Source organism: Paenibacillus sp. LT-B23 (assembly GCF_059417685.1).
In genome coordinates this window covers 134,287-148,532 of record NZ_JBSQBM010000011.1, presented here as the reverse complement: position 1 = coordinate 148,532, position 14,246 = coordinate 134,287, and the positions used below count along the sequence as shown (strand labels likewise).

Annotated in this window: 11 protein-coding genes; 1 reads left to right on the top strand and 10 read right to left on the bottom strand. The window is 49.7% G+C overall.

What is annotated here, in order from left to right:
• Positions 1–222: 222 nt before the first annotated feature.
• Entirely contained in the window at positions 223–1,011 is a 789-nt protein-coding gene (locus ACWXW9_RS15480; RefSeq protein ID WP_494930120.1) for an alpha/beta hydrolase, read from the top strand.
• 114 nt (positions 1,012–1,125) lie between these two features.
• On the opposite strand, the gene ACWXW9_RS15475 is transcribed toward ACWXW9_RS15480, so the two are convergent.
• The 10 genes from ACWXW9_RS15475 to argD form a co-directional block, all read right to left on the bottom strand.
• Positions 1,126–2,757 (bottom strand): ArnT family glycosyltransferase, encoded by a 1,632-nt coding sequence (locus ACWXW9_RS15475; RefSeq protein ID WP_494930119.1) that lies wholly within the window; start codon positions 2,755–2,757, stop codon positions 1,126–1,128.
• A 109-nt stretch (positions 2,758–2,866) separates the two neighbouring features.
• Positions 2,867–4,468 (bottom strand): glycosyltransferase family 39 protein, encoded by a 1,602-nt coding sequence (locus ACWXW9_RS15470; RefSeq protein ID WP_494930118.1) that lies wholly within the window; start codon positions 4,466–4,468, stop codon positions 2,867–2,869.
• A complete protein-coding gene (locus tag ACWXW9_RS15465; protein WP_137060511.1) occupies positions 4,465–4,884 on the bottom strand; it encodes a GtrA family protein in 420 nt (139 codons plus the stop codon). Before ACWXW9_RS15465 ends, ACWXW9_RS15470 begins: the two co-directional genes overlap by 4 nt.
• On the bottom strand, positions 4,847–5,854 hold the full coding sequence (locus ACWXW9_RS15460; RefSeq protein WP_494930117.1) for a glycosyltransferase family 2 protein: 1,008 nt from the start codon (positions 5,852–5,854) through the stop codon (positions 4,847–4,849). Before ACWXW9_RS15460 ends, ACWXW9_RS15465 begins: the two co-directional genes overlap by 38 nt.
• A 23-nt stretch (positions 5,855–5,877) precedes the next feature.
• Positions 5,878–8,340, bottom strand: coding sequence for a cyclic di-GMP-binding domain-containing protein, MshE-related (locus ACWXW9_RS15455; protein WP_494930170.1), 2,463 nt, complete (start codon positions 8,338–8,340; stop codon positions 5,878–5,880).
• Positions 8,333–8,584 (bottom strand): hypothetical protein, encoded by a 252-nt coding sequence (locus tag ACWXW9_RS15450; RefSeq protein ID WP_431086457.1) that lies wholly within the window; start codon positions 8,582–8,584, stop codon positions 8,333–8,335. Before ACWXW9_RS15450 ends, ACWXW9_RS15455 begins: the two co-directional genes overlap by 8 nt.
• Before the next feature lie 532 nt (positions 8,585–9,116).
• Positions 9,117–10,529, bottom strand: a complete 1,413-nt coding sequence (gene argH / locus ACWXW9_RS15445) for an argininosuccinate lyase (protein ID WP_192512788.1) — start codon at positions 10,527–10,529, stop codon at positions 9,117–9,119.
• 90 nt (positions 10,530–10,619) lie between these two features.
• Positions 10,620–11,855, bottom strand: coding sequence for an argininosuccinate synthase (locus ACWXW9_RS15440; RefSeq protein WP_044646925.1), 1,236 nt, complete (start codon positions 11,853–11,855; stop codon positions 10,620–10,622).
• 113 nt (positions 11,856–11,968) lie between these two features.
• On the bottom strand, positions 11,969–12,925 hold the full coding sequence (gene argF, locus ACWXW9_RS15435) for an ornithine carbamoyltransferase (protein ID WP_494930116.1): 957 nt from the start codon (positions 12,923–12,925) through the stop codon (positions 11,969–11,971).
• A gap of 43 nt (positions 12,926–12,968) precedes the next feature.
• Positions 12,969–14,231 (bottom strand): acetylornithine transaminase, encoded by a 1,263-nt coding sequence (gene argD / locus ACWXW9_RS15430; RefSeq protein WP_494930115.1) that lies wholly within the window; start codon positions 14,229–14,231, stop codon positions 12,969–12,971.
• Between the last annotated feature and the right edge of the window lie 15 nt (positions 14,232–14,246).

The following is a 14,246-nucleotide window of genomic DNA, read 5'->3' as shown; positions in this document are numbered from 1 at the left end:
ACTTTACCAGAAATCAAACCCAAAAAACCCCCAAATCAAAAAAATCGTCCCATATAACCATAAACCGTCCTTATGTAGGATAAATGGGACTCAGGACTTAATGCCTAGTCATTTACTTGGATATGTATATTTGGACAGGCTACGGTATACTGAATAAATCATCAGTCGTATACTAGATCACTGTAATGAGGTCACAAAATCCCTAGTAAAAGAGGTTTTTCTATGGCTCTTATTCAATGTCAATTTTATTCAGAAATCCTTGGCTTGAACACATCCATGCATGTTATTCTCCCTCAGGAAACCCGTTCGCAGATAGGACTGGAGGGCAAGCAAGGAACCGGGCCACACCCTACACTGTATTTGCTGCACGGCCTGTCGGACGATGATTCGATCTGGTTACGCAGAACCTCCATTGAACGCTACGTTGCTTCACTGGGCATTGCTGTTGTAATGCCACAGGTACACCGGAGTTTTTATGCGGATATGGAGCAGGGAGGGGCATATGGAACCTTTATCAGTGAAGAACTGCCAGCTTTGGCACGCTCCTTCTTTCCCTTGTCCGCCAAGCGGGAAGACAATTTTGTTGCCGGTCTTTCCATGGGCGGGTACGGCGCCTTCAAACTGGCACTCCAGCATCCAGAGCGCTTTGCGGCCGCGGCCAGTCTCTCGGGGGTGATGGATTTACATGCAGCACGCATCGACCCTATACATAAAGCGATGAGTTCGGCGGAATGGAATCACATTTTTGGCCCAGATGAAATACGCGGAACAGATCATGACTTGCTGGAACTTCTACAACGTCATGCTACCTTGGGGACTTCGCTTCCCCGGCTCTACCAATGCTGCGGTACGGAAGATTTTCTGTATGAGGGAAACCAGACTTTTCGACAAGCATGCGTTACTGCCGGGATTCCACTGACCTACGAAGAGGGTCCAGGGACTCATGAATGGGGATACTGGGACGCGAAAATTCAGGATGTACTCGCTTGGCTGCCGCTCAAGGGGCAGTAAATAGGTGTAAAAAAATACCCGCAGCTTCCCTCGCCGTATCATGGCGAAGTGGTTAAGCTGTGGATATTCGTTATGAAGCGATATGCTAACCAATATTCATGGTCCTGCCACAGATCAAGGAGCTGTCGTCGTAGCCGTAGATGGAGATTCGGATTGTGACTTGGGAAGCACTTTGTACAAGCGCCATTCCCCGTTAAACTCGCGTTCGAGCTGAACCCAGGGTGCTCCTTTTTCATACAAATTCGGATACACCATGTTGATTTTACTTAATGGCATGCCCGACTTGATCTGGGGTACAAGAATATAATCCACATGACTTTCCTGCGGATAGCTTAATGCCCTGTTAAACGTATAATCACTTGTGATCAGGAAGCGCTTCGGGTACTGACTATACACGATCATGGTGTAAGCTGAGGCAGAATCGGTCATAATAGTCGACTTGGGCAAATGCTCATCCAGCCAGATCGCAATTTTCCGGTCCGATACCTGTCTCACATAGTTCACATTACCTGTTCGTGTGAGGAAGCTGTTCTCATCCGGCGCGATATCCGGGCGAGTCAGTGCATAGGAGAGTAATCCGGCGGTGAGCACCAGACTGACGGACACCAGACCAAAGGCCGCCCGCCGCGCTCTACCCTGGAGCTGACTCAGCTCATACGGCAGCCAGGCGACGGTAATCGGAAATACATACATAAAATAGCGAAACCATCCATATGAAGATTGCTTCATCATGAGTAAAAATTGCAAACCCGGCACAGACAGGAACAACAACAAAATAATCAGCGTTCCCCACCGCAACAACCGCCCGCTTATCAGGCGAATGAACAGAATAGCGAACAACGGCACAGAATACCAGAGAGTTTTGGAAGCGATAAATTTCAAAGCAACCAATGGATGATTAAAGATTTCCACGAATTTATCATCATTTAGCAGCTCTGCCGATTGCGCGGTGTTGGAATACTCCGAATTGAGGAAATAAAAGGCGTTTCCCATAATGAGGTAGTTAAAGAAAATCCACAACAGACCGGAAAAGACAACAGGCAGCAGGAGAAGCAGCCAGGTCGCCTCGACCTTATGTAGCTTTTCCCGAAAAGGCAGCTCACGTCTGCCCATGTTCCGGTGAAGAAACAGAATGGCTACGACCACACCGCCTGCCATCGCCACCCCCAGAGGGACTGCTTCATATCGAGTCCAGAACGCCATGGCAAGCGCTAATCCGGATACGATCAGACTCGCCGTCATGCGGTCCTTGAGCCACAGCGCAAATTCAATCACTGTCATCATAATAAAATATATGTATAGCGAATCGCTCAGCCCGTTGGCACCGAATAGTAAAATAAACGGATTCAGCGCATAGAGCAGCGCCAGTACCAAGCTCATTCCCGAGCCAAGCCCTGTTCTGACACCTGCTCGATACAGCAGCACACCTGTCAAAGCAGCAAGGGTAGCGCTCATAATGACAGCCGCCAATCCGTAGGATGCTAATGCTGGAAATAACGGATATAGCAGTAATATCACCATTTCCAAAAGACTGGGCAACGGATTCCAGATGAATCCGATGGCACCCAAATGCGGATCACGGCTATACAGCACATAAAATGCATTGGCTACGCGACTGAGCGCGTCTGTATGCATATATCCCAGAACGTAGCTGAAATAGATGCCTGCGGACAGCTCAAGCGCAAGTATAAACACAAACAGACCTATAACCATCCATCTGTTTGCAGACCATTTGCGAAAGGACATTCCTCTCGTTCCCCCTCAAACTTGTTGTAGCAATACGGTTGGAATCCTAATTCCCCCCTACAGCCGGATCAACCCAACCGCGACTACTCTGCTGCCTGAAATACAATTATCATGGCTCTATATCATGTTCCACTTTATACAACCGCCACTGTCCACTAAAATCACGTATCAAGGAAGCCCACGGAGCGCCCTTTTCAAACAGATTGGGATAGCTTCGGTTTACCTGATCCAGCGGAACCCCTTCCACCATGCGCGTTACCAGAACATAATCCACCTTGGAAGCAGGCAGATCCGTTAAGGATTTTCCAAAATCATAGTCGCTCGTAATCATAAATTTCTTTGGAATCTTGCTGCTCAAAATGATTGGATAAGCCGCATAGGAATCTGTCAAAATGAGAGACGAACTATAATGCTCATCCAGCCACGGCGCAATTTTTCGTTCAATTAATTGCCGATCATAGCTTTCATTTCCACTATGCGTCAGGTAGCTGTGTTCATCTGCCGCAATAGCGGGATTGCTGAGCGCATAGGACAACAAGCCTGCTGTAATCAGCATCCCGGCTGTCACCATCGACACTCCGACTCCCCGCATTTTCCCCTTCATTAAACTCAGCTCATATGGCACCCAGGCGATCGTAATCGGGAACACGTACATAAAGTACCGAAACCAGCCGAAAGAAGACTGCTTGAGCATCAGCAATAATTGAAGACCGGGTACGGATAGGAAGATTGCCAGCAGTGTTAATGTGCTCCAACTGAACAGACGCTTGTCCAATAAACGTACGAGCAAAATTGCAATCAGAGGTGCCGCATACCATGAAGTACGTTGCCCGATAAATTGCAGCATCAGCGCAGGATGGGCAAACATCGCCGCAAAACGCTGATCCTCCAGCAAAGCCGCCGATTGGGTGGCATTGGAATATTCCGAACGTAAAAAATAGAGCGGGTCGCCCATAATAATCCAGTTAAAAAAGATCCAGAGCAGACCGGAAAAGATGATCGGCAGCAATAACAACAGCCAGGTCGCTTCCACCTTGTACAGACGCTCACTGATGGATAATTCCTTTGTATTCGTGTCTTTGGCGATGCGCCGCCGATGTAGAAAAAGAACCGTCAGCATTACCCCCAAAGCCATCCCCATACCGAGCGGAACCGCTTCATAGCGCACCCAGAAGGCCAAAGCGAGCGCAAAGCCTGACACAATCAAGTGTGCCGCCTTGCGATCCTTCAACCACATACAGAATCGGGTCACCGTCAGAAGAATAAAGAAGATATACGGCGAATCGCTCAGCCCGTTGAAGCCGAACAAAAACATGAACGGATTCAGCGAAAATAACAGCGCAATCAGCAGACTGATTCCACCATGAAGCCCCAGTTGTTTCCCGGTTCTGTACAATAGCGCCGCACTGGCCCCTGCGAACACGCTGCTCACAATCACGGCAGCCAGTCCATGAGAAGCGAGCACTGGAAATAACGGATAGAACAACAGCACGATCAGCTCCATCAGGCTGGGCAACGGATTCCATACAAACCCGATAGCCCCCAGATGAGGGTCACGGCTGTATAGCACATAAAAGGCGTTAGCGACCCGGCTGAGCGCATCAGTGTGCATATAGCCGAGATGCCAGGCAAAATAAATGCCCACCGCCAATTCAAGCGCAGTAACGCAAGCGAACAAAGTTAACATTTTTCCGTGTTTTCTCAAAATCATGAAGTCTCTTTCTGACGCTGTTGTGGAACAGAGAAGATCCAATAGCGATTCCAGATATAATTATGAACGGGCACAATGATGGTGGTCAGTACCTCACCAATCAGATACGACCAGCCGATCCAATGAATGGTTGCGTACATAAGACCTGCATTCAAGAGCAGGCCACAGGAGCAAACCAACAAATATTTAAGAAACTGGGTGCGACTCCCCTCCCCGGTAGGCTCGAATGTCCAGTTCCGGTTCAGCACATACGACACCAGCAGCGTGACTACGAATCCGATCGTAGTAGCCATTACCGCAGGCACCCTGAACATTTCCACCAGCAGTACAAGTACACCGACATGGATACCTGTACCCAGCAGCCCCACTATGCCATATTTAATGATTGGATACTTTAGATATGAACGTCTGATCATGTTGATTAAACTCCCTGTCCACCCACAATCGGTCAGCGTTCGCTCGTTTGTCTGCAATTAGATAACGAGGTCTGGCTTTGACTTCGTGATATATGGCGGCGATATATTCTCCTACCACTCCGATGGACAGCATCAATACACTGCCGATAATCAAGAGCAGCAAAATAACAGTTGTAAAACCGGTCACAGCGGTACCCGTTAATTTGTGCGCCAAGGTTTGAATTCCCAATATAACTGAAATCAGCATAAAAATGAGTCCCATTAAACTTACTACCCGCAACGGCACGGTTGAAAACGAAACTATTGCTTCCGCTGCCAGCCGAACCAGCCCCAACGGACTCCAGCGACTGGGGCCCTCCTCCCGCGGAGCCACCCGGAACGAAATCTGGGTTTTACGGAAACCAAGCCAAGCCGTCATCCCGCGAAAAAACGGAATCCGCTCAGGCATCGCCATCCAGGCATCCACCACCCGGCGGTCCAGCAGCTTATAATCCGAAGCATCTTTGAGGTTAAAGCCTGTCAGACGATTCAAGGTCGCGTAGAACAATGAAGCCCCAAGCTTTTTGCCCACCGACTCTTCTCCACGGAATTCCTTCACACATTCGACCAGATCGTAACCCTCATCCTGCCATAAACGCACCATTTCCCCAATCATCTCAGGAGGATGCTGCAAATCTCCGTCCATGACGATGATGGCATCGCCGGAGGCATTTTCCAAACCAGCGCACAGCGCCAGCTCCTTGCCGAAGTTCCGGCTCAGCCGAAGTGCGAGCAGAGAAGGCATACGGCGGGACAATTCAGACAGCTTGAGCCACGTATCATCTTTGGAACCGTCATCTATGACAATCAGCTCATAACGTGAAGTGACGACAGACAGCACCCCATCAATCACCTTGAGGGAACGCTCCAGATGCGAGCTTTCATTGTACATGGGAATGACAACGGATAAAAAAGGTGTTTTTGTCTCCATTCTTGCTCCTTCTTTCTTCATATTCAGGAGGACTGTACCGGGGCATCATCCAAGTCGTGCATATCGGTCAGACCATGCGTCGTCTTCTCCCAATAGAACGGCTTGGTAATGAGCTGCCAAGCTGCTTTCACCGCAGCTATACTCATAAGTACCCAATATAACGGCGAGAGTAGCCCATATTTGACCATCGCGTATGAAAATGTACGTTCACCGCGCTCTTCCAGTTCCCCGATGACCCAATACATTCCGGCCACATTACTGAATACGAACAAAAAATTACCGATATAAAATTCCGCGCTCGCCAGGTAATACACATAACCCGGGAACAACTTGGGAATAAAGGCCATTTCCCAGCCAAACCATAAAATCAGCAATCCCCAAAAGATCGGATTCAGCAAAGGTAGCATCGGTGTCGCCAAAATCATCACCTGAAAGCCGAAAAAGCCTTTCCAGCCCACCTCACGCACCAGCTTCACCGGATTGCGCATATGAACCAGCCATGTCTGCATGTATCCCTTGATCCAGCGTGACCGCTGACGAATCCAGTTCCCTACGCGACTGTTCGCTTCCTCCCATGTACGGGAATCGACAATGGCGGTTTTGTAACCGCCTTTATACAGACGTATACCCAGATCGGCATCCTCGGTTACATTGTAGGGGTCCCACGCATTGATATCTTTGAGTACGGATACCCGAAAATGATTGGATGTTCCGCCCAAAGGAATAGGCGTATCTAACTGCATAATACCCGGCAGCAGCAGTTCGAACCACATACTGTATTCCTGCGTGAACCAGCGGGTCAGCAAATTTTGCGTACTGTTAAAATAGTTGAGCTTCGCTTGAATACACGCATAATGCTCAGGGAGCGAGTCGAACGCCGCAATGACCTTTTTAAGCTGGTCGGAGTCTGGACGATCCTCGGCATCATAAATAACCACAAATTCGCCGCGCGCCCGAATAAGTCCGTAGTTACACGCCTTCGGCTTGGTCTTGGGCAAGCCGTCAGGAACGACCAGTGTCGTATAATAGGCGGGCAGCTTCATTTCACGAAGCAGCTCAATGGTCTCAATATCGTCCTCTTCAATCAGCAGCCGCACATCCAGCTTGGATTTTGGATAATCAAGCTGCTCCAAATTCCGCAACAGCATTGGAAGCACGCCCGCCTCCTTGTACATTGGTACGAGAATCGTATAGATCGGCAGCTTTTTCTCATCCATGGCGTCGACCTCTTCCTTCGTGAAGCGAAGCTGCGCCCCACGCCGGGAACCGAGATAAATAATACCAAATTTAAATAGTGTCATGGCAAAATAAAACAGCTGAATCAGCATATTGATGATCAGCACCGTATTCCAGCTGTTCCAGAAAAGACCGAGCAGCGTAATCACGCCCATCGCCGCGAACACCCACAGTTGTCCCTTCGTAAAGGTCGTGCGCGCCGAATTATGCGGCTCTTTTTCCAACAATCCGGTCGTGCTCTCCTGCATCATTTCTTCACCGTAGATCTTACCCCAGAGCTGCTCCATCTCTTCCTTGGTCGCCAGCACCTGCTCCACCGGCATGCCGAGGATTTCCTCCAGCTTCAAGCGCCGCTCTTCCGGCAACGGGTCACTGACCGCCACAATATAGCGGTTCATATATTCATGAATGACGACCACGCCGTAAGCCATGGCCACCTGCTCGGGTAACTTATAGGCTGCATCCAGTGCCAGCTCTTCACCAATACGGCCGATCCGGTTCTGTGTAGCAATCGCGCGGTACAAATCCGCAGGCTCCAGCATTTGCAATGACAGCAAAATATCGCCGAGCAGCCCGCCGCTCTTCGCTTGGAACTCCAGTGCGCGCTCTAGCTGCTCTGGTGAAATATAGCCGGAACGTACCAGCATGTCGCCCAGTCGCTCTTTGGATTCATCACCGTCCACCTGTTCCTGTAGCTGCTCGGCGGTAATGAAGCCCATCTCTACCAAAATGTCACCCAGCCTGCCACCATAACGCTTCTGGTTTCGGATGGCGTCCGTCAGCTGATCGCGGGTAATCATGCCGTTGTCCACCAATTGGTCTCCCAGGCGAGCCTTGCCGTTCCGTCCGTTCTGTATTCCCGTGGCGGCCTCTCCGCCTGCGGAACCAGGAGCGCTGAAGACTACTCCCAAGGCGGCTCCTGCCGCAGCCTGTTCCTGTTGACCGCTAGCATATTGGACTTGCGCCTCCTGCGCTTGTCCATCCTGTACACTCTCATCCAGCAACTGCTCCACCGCTGCTGTCGTATCCACTGCGCTCTGTAACGCCTGGATACGCAGTTCCGTATCCTGGAGCCGCCGCTCCAGTTCCTCAATATGAAAATCCAGCTTGTACAGCACCGGGGCCTGCTCCGTCCGCTGTGCCTCCAGCTGCTGCTCCAGTCGTGCGATCTGCTGACGCTCTTCTTTTATTCTTCTCTTGGTTTGGGGAATTGAAACTCCCCCCATCTGCCACCTCAGCCTGTCACCCATGGATTCCCGCCCTTTCAATCCAACGCCGCTCTTCTGCGAGCGCATCCGCAAGCAGCTGCTTCAACTCCGCGTCCCGTTGCTTCTTCCGTTCCAGCGCCGCGTGGAAAAGCTCCCGTTCCTCGCGCAGCAACTTCTCTGCCTGTATCCGCTCTTCGTGTAATGAAGACACCAGCTGATCAGCGTCAGAAGCGTGATAACCGATCCATGCGCTCTTTAACTGTCGCGCCGTTCTTTTGCTTCTCATAATACCTCCCTGAACCGTCCCGACTCTGCCTCTTGCCCTGTCCCTGCATCCATAGTCTTACGTCTTCCTGAAAAGCAGGGCATTCTCTTATTCTCATTTAAACCCTTCGTTTACATATTGATGCAAGTCTTCTGGTCAAGAGAGACCCGTAAAAACCTGACATTTATTCATTTGATACCAGTTATGTCCTGATGAATTGGTAATCCAATTAAAAACTTAGTGCTATTCTACCATAATCATAGTAGGAGTAGGTATACAATAATGTAAATTCTAGAAACTTTCACACTAATGCATACATAGGTATATAGAACTATTTTATAATTTTTGTGATTGCACCTGTCCAGGAAATCTTACGCAATCTATCATTGTTCAGATCACCATTAAAGCCAAATACACGCCACATACCTTAAAAAGCACAAAAGGCACCCCGAACGGTGCCCTTGCTGTCTTGATATCCTGCTATATGTGCTAAACTATCAAATTCTACTCAACGTCCCGCTACTGTGCAGAGAATAATGTTTCTTTTAGCTGATTAGTTACTCCGTTTATGCCCTTCAAACCATGTAGACGTGCTGCTCAGTAGCTGTTCACTGCGTCCGATGGCTGCCTGTACCTGTCCGGTTGCAGTTCCGCCGTATACATTCCGGGCATTTACCACCGCTTCCGGTTGAAGCACTTCATAGATGCGGTCGTCGAACAAATCGGAAAACTGCTGGAATTCCTCCAGTGTCAGATCAAGCAAATACTTACCATGCTGGATACAATACAGTACCGTTTTGCCGATGACCTCATGCGCCTGACGGAACGGAAGTCCTTTGCCGACGAGGAAGTCTGCAATATCCGTCGCATTCGAGAAGTCCTGATTGACCGCTTGACGCATGCGATCCTTGTTCACCTTCATCGTCGCGATCATCGGCGCGAACAATTGCAAAGCCCCTTCCAGCGTAGCGACAGTATCGAACATGCCTTCCTTGTCCTCCTGCATATCCTTGTTGTACGCCAGCGGCAAGGATTTCAATACGGTCAGCAGTCCAACAAGATTGCCATAGACGCGTCCGGTTTTACCACGTACCAGCTCAGGTACGTCCGGGTTTTTCTTCTGCGGCATAATGCTGCTGCCTGTGCAAAAAGCATCATCCAGCTCAACAAAGCCAAACTCCGTGCTGCTCCACAGTACCAGTTCTTCGCTTAGACGCGACAAATGTGTCATGATCAGCGAAGCTCCAGCCAGAAACTCTACGATAAAGTCCCGGTCGCTAACGGCATCCAGACTATTTTCATAAACTCCGTCAAAACCCAATTGCTCTGCTACAAAATGACGATCTATCGGAAAAGTGGTTCCGGCCAAAGCTCCAGCGCCGAGCGGCAATACGTTAATCCGCTTGTAGCTGTCTTTGAGGCGGTCAATGTCACGCTCCAGCATAGACACATAAGCCAGCAAATGATGCGCGAACAAAATAGGCTGCGCCCGCTGCAAGTGCGTATATCCGGGTACAATCGTATCCAGATTATCCTTCGCCTGCCCGATCAATGCGGCTTGCACATCATGCAGCATACCGACCAGCGCCACTACACGTCCGCGCAAATACAAGTGCATATCCGTTGCCACCTGGTCATTACGGCTACGCCCGGTGTGCAGCTTTCCGCCAACCGGACCAATCGCTTCGATCAAATTCTTTTCGATATTCATATGAATATCCTCGTCGGAAACCGAAAATTCAATCTCCCCACGACGGATACGTTCCAATACCGTGTGTAGTCCTTCCTTAATCGTGTCTGCATCAGCCTGCGGAATAATGCCGCATTTGCCCAGCATGGCCACATGAGCCAAACTGCCCTGAATATCTTCTTCCGCCAACGCCTGATCAAATCCGATGGAAGCCGTATATTCCTCTACCAGCTTGTTGGTCTGCTTCGTAAAACGTCCGCCCCATAACTTACTCATTTTTTGCAAGATCCCCTCTCTGCAATACAAGCCGCCCTCGTCACTTGGACAAGGACGGCCCGCATCCCGTACATTTTTAGGTTAACTCATTTATTTATTATTTTTGGCTACTCCCGCATTGACCTTCAAACGCAAGGCATTCAAGCGGATAAAGCCAGTTGCATCCCCTTGGTCGTAGGCTTGTGTCGGGTCGGCTTCCATTGTCGCAATATCCGGGTTGTACAAGCTGACCGGACTTTTGACACCTGCGCCAATAATATTGCCTTTGTACAGCTTCACGCGCACGGTACCACTGACATTCTTTTGGCTCTCATGAACCAGTGCTTGCAAAGCCACACGCTCCGGTGCGAACCAGAAACCGTTGTAGACCAGCGTAGCATAACGAGTAATCAGACTGTCGCGCAGATTCATGACCTCGCGATCCATCGTGATGGACTCCATTTTGCGATGAGCTGTGAATAGGATCGTGCCGCCCGGCGTCTCATAGACTCCTCGGCTCTTCATGCCGACAAAACGGTTTTCCACCATGTCCACACGTCCAATGCCATGCTTGCCGCCCAGCTCATTCAGCTTTTCCATAACCTGCAACGGGTTTAGCTGCTCTCCGTTCAATGCAACACAGTTTCCCGCTTCAAACTCCAACTCCAAATATTCCGCTTCATCAGGAGCATCCTCAGGTGCATTGCTGAGCAAGAACATTTCTTTATTTTCAGGAGCGCTCGGATCAAACCAAGGGTCCTCCAGCACGCCGCTTTCATAACTAATATGCAGCAGATTACGGTCCATGGAGTATGGCTTGGCCGCAGAAGCGGTTACCGGAATGTCATGTTTCTCCGCATAGGCAATCATTTCTGCCCGGCCCGGGAACTGATTGCGGAACTCTTCCAGCCGCCAAGGTGCGATCACCTTGATATCCGGCGTCAACGCCGCCGCGTTCAGCTCGAAGCGCACCTGATCGTTGCCTTTGCCTGTTGCGCCGTGAGCGATAGCTGTTGCACCCTCTGCAATCGCAATATCCACCATCCGTTTAGCGATCAATGGACGTGCAATACTCGTTCCGAGTAAATATTGTCCTTCATACAAAGCACCCGCCTGAAACATCGGATAAATAAAATCCTTGGCGAATTCATCACGCAGATCATCAATATACACTTTGGAGGCTCCAGTAGCGAGTGCTTTTTCCTCCAAACCGTCCAGTTCTTCCTTCTGTCCGATATCTGCGGTAAACGCTATAATTTCAGCGTCATAGGTTTCTTTAAGCCATTTCAAAATGACCGACGTATCCAGACCGCCGGAATATGCGAGTACGATTTTTTCTTTTGCCATGATTGAAGTCCTCCCCAAATGCTTCTAGCCACTATCTTTCATTCACATCTGCATCTAAATCTACAGATCATCTTCCACAAATGCAATCTTTCTAACGATAAAACATAACTTCTTTATCCCATCAAAGCAACCATCAATGCTTTTTGGGCATGCAGACGGTTCTCAGCCTCATCAAAAATCACTGAATTCGGTCCGTCTATTACACCTGCGCTCACTTCTTCGCCACGATGCGCAGGCAGACAGTGCAGGAACAGATAATCCGGCTTCGCCAGCTTAACCAGCTCCTCATTCACCTGGAAGTTGGCAAAAGCAAGCTCCCGCTCCTTCTGCTCCTCCTCAAAGCCCATGCTCGCCCATACATCCGTGTAGATTGCATCTGCATCCTTTACTGCTTCTTGCGGACTTGGGGTAATCACAATCTCACTGCCGGTTTGCTTGGCAATCTCGCGGGAAGCGGCCACAACACTCGGATCAGGCTCATATCCAACAGGACTTGCAATCGATACATGCACGCCAAGCTTCGCTCCACCAATCAACAGGGAATGTGCCATATTGTTGCCGTCCCCGATGTAGGCCAATTTAAGCCCTTTAAGCTTTCCCTTTTGCTCATACAAGGTCTGATAGTCAGCCAGCACCTGACACGGATGGGCCAAATCGCTCAAGCCGTTGATCACAGGAACAGATGCATAACGCGCCAATTCTACAACATTATCGTGCCCGAAGGTACGGATCATAATGCCATCCAGATAGCGAGACATCACCTGCGCCATATCGCTAATAGGCTCACCGCGTCCTAGTTGAATGTCGTTTTTACTAAGAAAAAGGGCATGCCCGCCCAATTGAAACATGCCGACTTCAAAAGATACCCGCGTACGTGTAGAGGATTTTTCAAAAATCAGTCCGATCGTTTTCCCCTTCAGCGGCTGATAGGTTTCTCCATTTTTATGCTTGCGCTTGATTTCGATGGCGAGATCAATTAAATATTGAATTTCTTCGGTCGAGTAGTCATCCAACTCCAGAAAATCCCGCCCTTTTAGATTGATTTGCTGCAATGCCCCGCCCTGGCTCATGCTATCGTCTCCTTTTACACTCTAATCTAGGTAGTTTAACCACCTAAGCAATGTACTCCTGAATCAACTCAGTAATAAGTGCTACAGCCTGATCTATTTCGTCCTTCGTTACATACAGGTTAGGCAACAGGCGAATCACGTTAGGACCTGCGGTAATGAACAGAATGCCTTTCTTTTGTCCTGCCAAAACAAGGTTCGCCACAGGCTCAGCACACTCGATACCCACCATCAGACCTTTTCCACGGATATCCTTCACAAAAGGAATCTCTCCAAGCTGCTTTTGCAAGCTTTGGAACAAATACTCGCCCAGCTCAGCCGCACGTTCTGGAAGTTTTTCGTCAATAATCGTTTCAATGGTGGCCTGAACCGCTGCCATAGCAAGCGGAGTACCGCCAAAGGTAGAGCCATGGCTACCCGCTGTGAACGCTTCGCGCAAGTACCCTTTGCCCAGCATCGCGCCAACGGAAAAACCACTGCCCAAGCCCTTTGCCAATGTAAAGATATCCGGCTCTATGCCGTAGTGCTCAAAGGAAAACAGCTTGCCTGTACGTCCCATGCCCGTCTGTACCTCATCAATGATCAAAAGCAATCCATGCTCATCGCACAGCTTTGTAATCACGTCTACAAAAGCAGGTTCGACCGGATACATTCCGCCTTCTGCCTGCACCATTTCCAGCATGATCGCGGCCGTATTCTCGCTGATCGCCGCTTCGAGCGCAGCTTGATCATGAAGCGGAACGCTTTTGAACCCGACTGGAAGCGGTAAAAAGCCTTCTTTTACTTTATCCTGACCCGTAGCGGTCAAGGTTGCTAGCGTCCGTCCGTGGAAGGATTGCGTGAACGTAATGATCTCGTAGCGTCCCGTCTGCTTCACCTTCTGGTGATAACGACGCGCCAGCTTGATCGCAGCTTCATTAGCTTCCGCTCCGCTGTTGCAGAAAAACACGGCGTCTGCGCTGCTATTGGCAGTCAGCAAAGCGGCGGCCCGTTCCTGTCCCGGAATATGAAACAGATTGGATACATGCCATAGTTCATCAATCTGCTTTTTCAAGCGTTCAGCTACAGCCTGTGGCGCATGTCCAAGATTGGTAACAGCAATGCCTGACATGAAATCCAGATAACGCTTGCCCTGATCATCCCACAGCCAGCTTCCTTGTCCTTTGACCAGTGTAAGCGGGTATCTTGCATAGGTTGGAAAAAGAGAGCTGTCTGTCTGTACTGCTGCCTTTTCGGTTTGTGCTCCAACAACGACTCCGTCCCTACCCGGCGTTTCGATGCTCACCAGCGTATTTAGTTCCTTACTCATTATGTTCACGCTCCT

Bases quoted from the DNA above. Each gene is read 5' to 3' on its own strand.
- ACWXW9_RS15480 (WP_494930120.1), top strand. From the start codon at position 223: ATGGCTCTTATTCAATGTCAATTTTATTCAGAAATCCTTGGCTTGAAC.
- ACWXW9_RS15475 (WP_494930119.1), bottom strand. From the start codon at position 2,757: ATGTCCTTTCGCAAATGGTCTGCAAACAGATGGATGGTTATAGGTCTG.
- ACWXW9_RS15470 (WP_494930118.1), bottom strand. From the start codon at position 4,468: ATGATTTTGAGAAAACACGGAAAAATGTTAACTTTGTTCGCTTGCGTT.
- ACWXW9_RS15465 (WP_137060511.1), bottom strand. From the start codon at position 4,884: ATGATCAGACGTTCATATCTAAAGTATCCAATCATTAAATATGGCATA.
- ACWXW9_RS15460 (WP_494930117.1), bottom strand. From the start codon at position 5,854: ATGGAGACAAAAACACCTTTTTTATCCGTTGTCATTCCCATGTACAAT.
- ACWXW9_RS15455 (WP_494930170.1), bottom strand. From the start codon at position 8,340: ATGGGTGACAGGCTGAGGTGGCAGATGGGGGGAGTTTCAATTCCCCAA.
- ACWXW9_RS15450 (WP_431086457.1), bottom strand. From the start codon at position 8,584: ATGAGAAGCAAAAGAACGGCGCGACAGTTAAAGAGCGCATGGATCGGT.
- argH (WP_192512788.1), bottom strand. From the start codon at position 10,529: ATGAGTAAGTTATGGGGCGGACGTTTTACGAAGCAGACCAACAAGCTG.
- ACWXW9_RS15440 (WP_044646925.1), bottom strand. From the start codon at position 11,855: ATGGCAAAAGAAAAAATCGTACTCGCATATTCCGGCGGTCTGGATACG.
- argF (WP_494930116.1), bottom strand. From the start codon at position 12,925: ATGAGCCAGGGCGGGGCATTGCAGCAAATCAATCTAAAAGGGCGGGAT.
- argD (WP_494930115.1), bottom strand. From the start codon at position 14,231: ATGAGTAAGGAACTAAATACGCTGGTGAGCATCGAAACGCCGGGTAGG.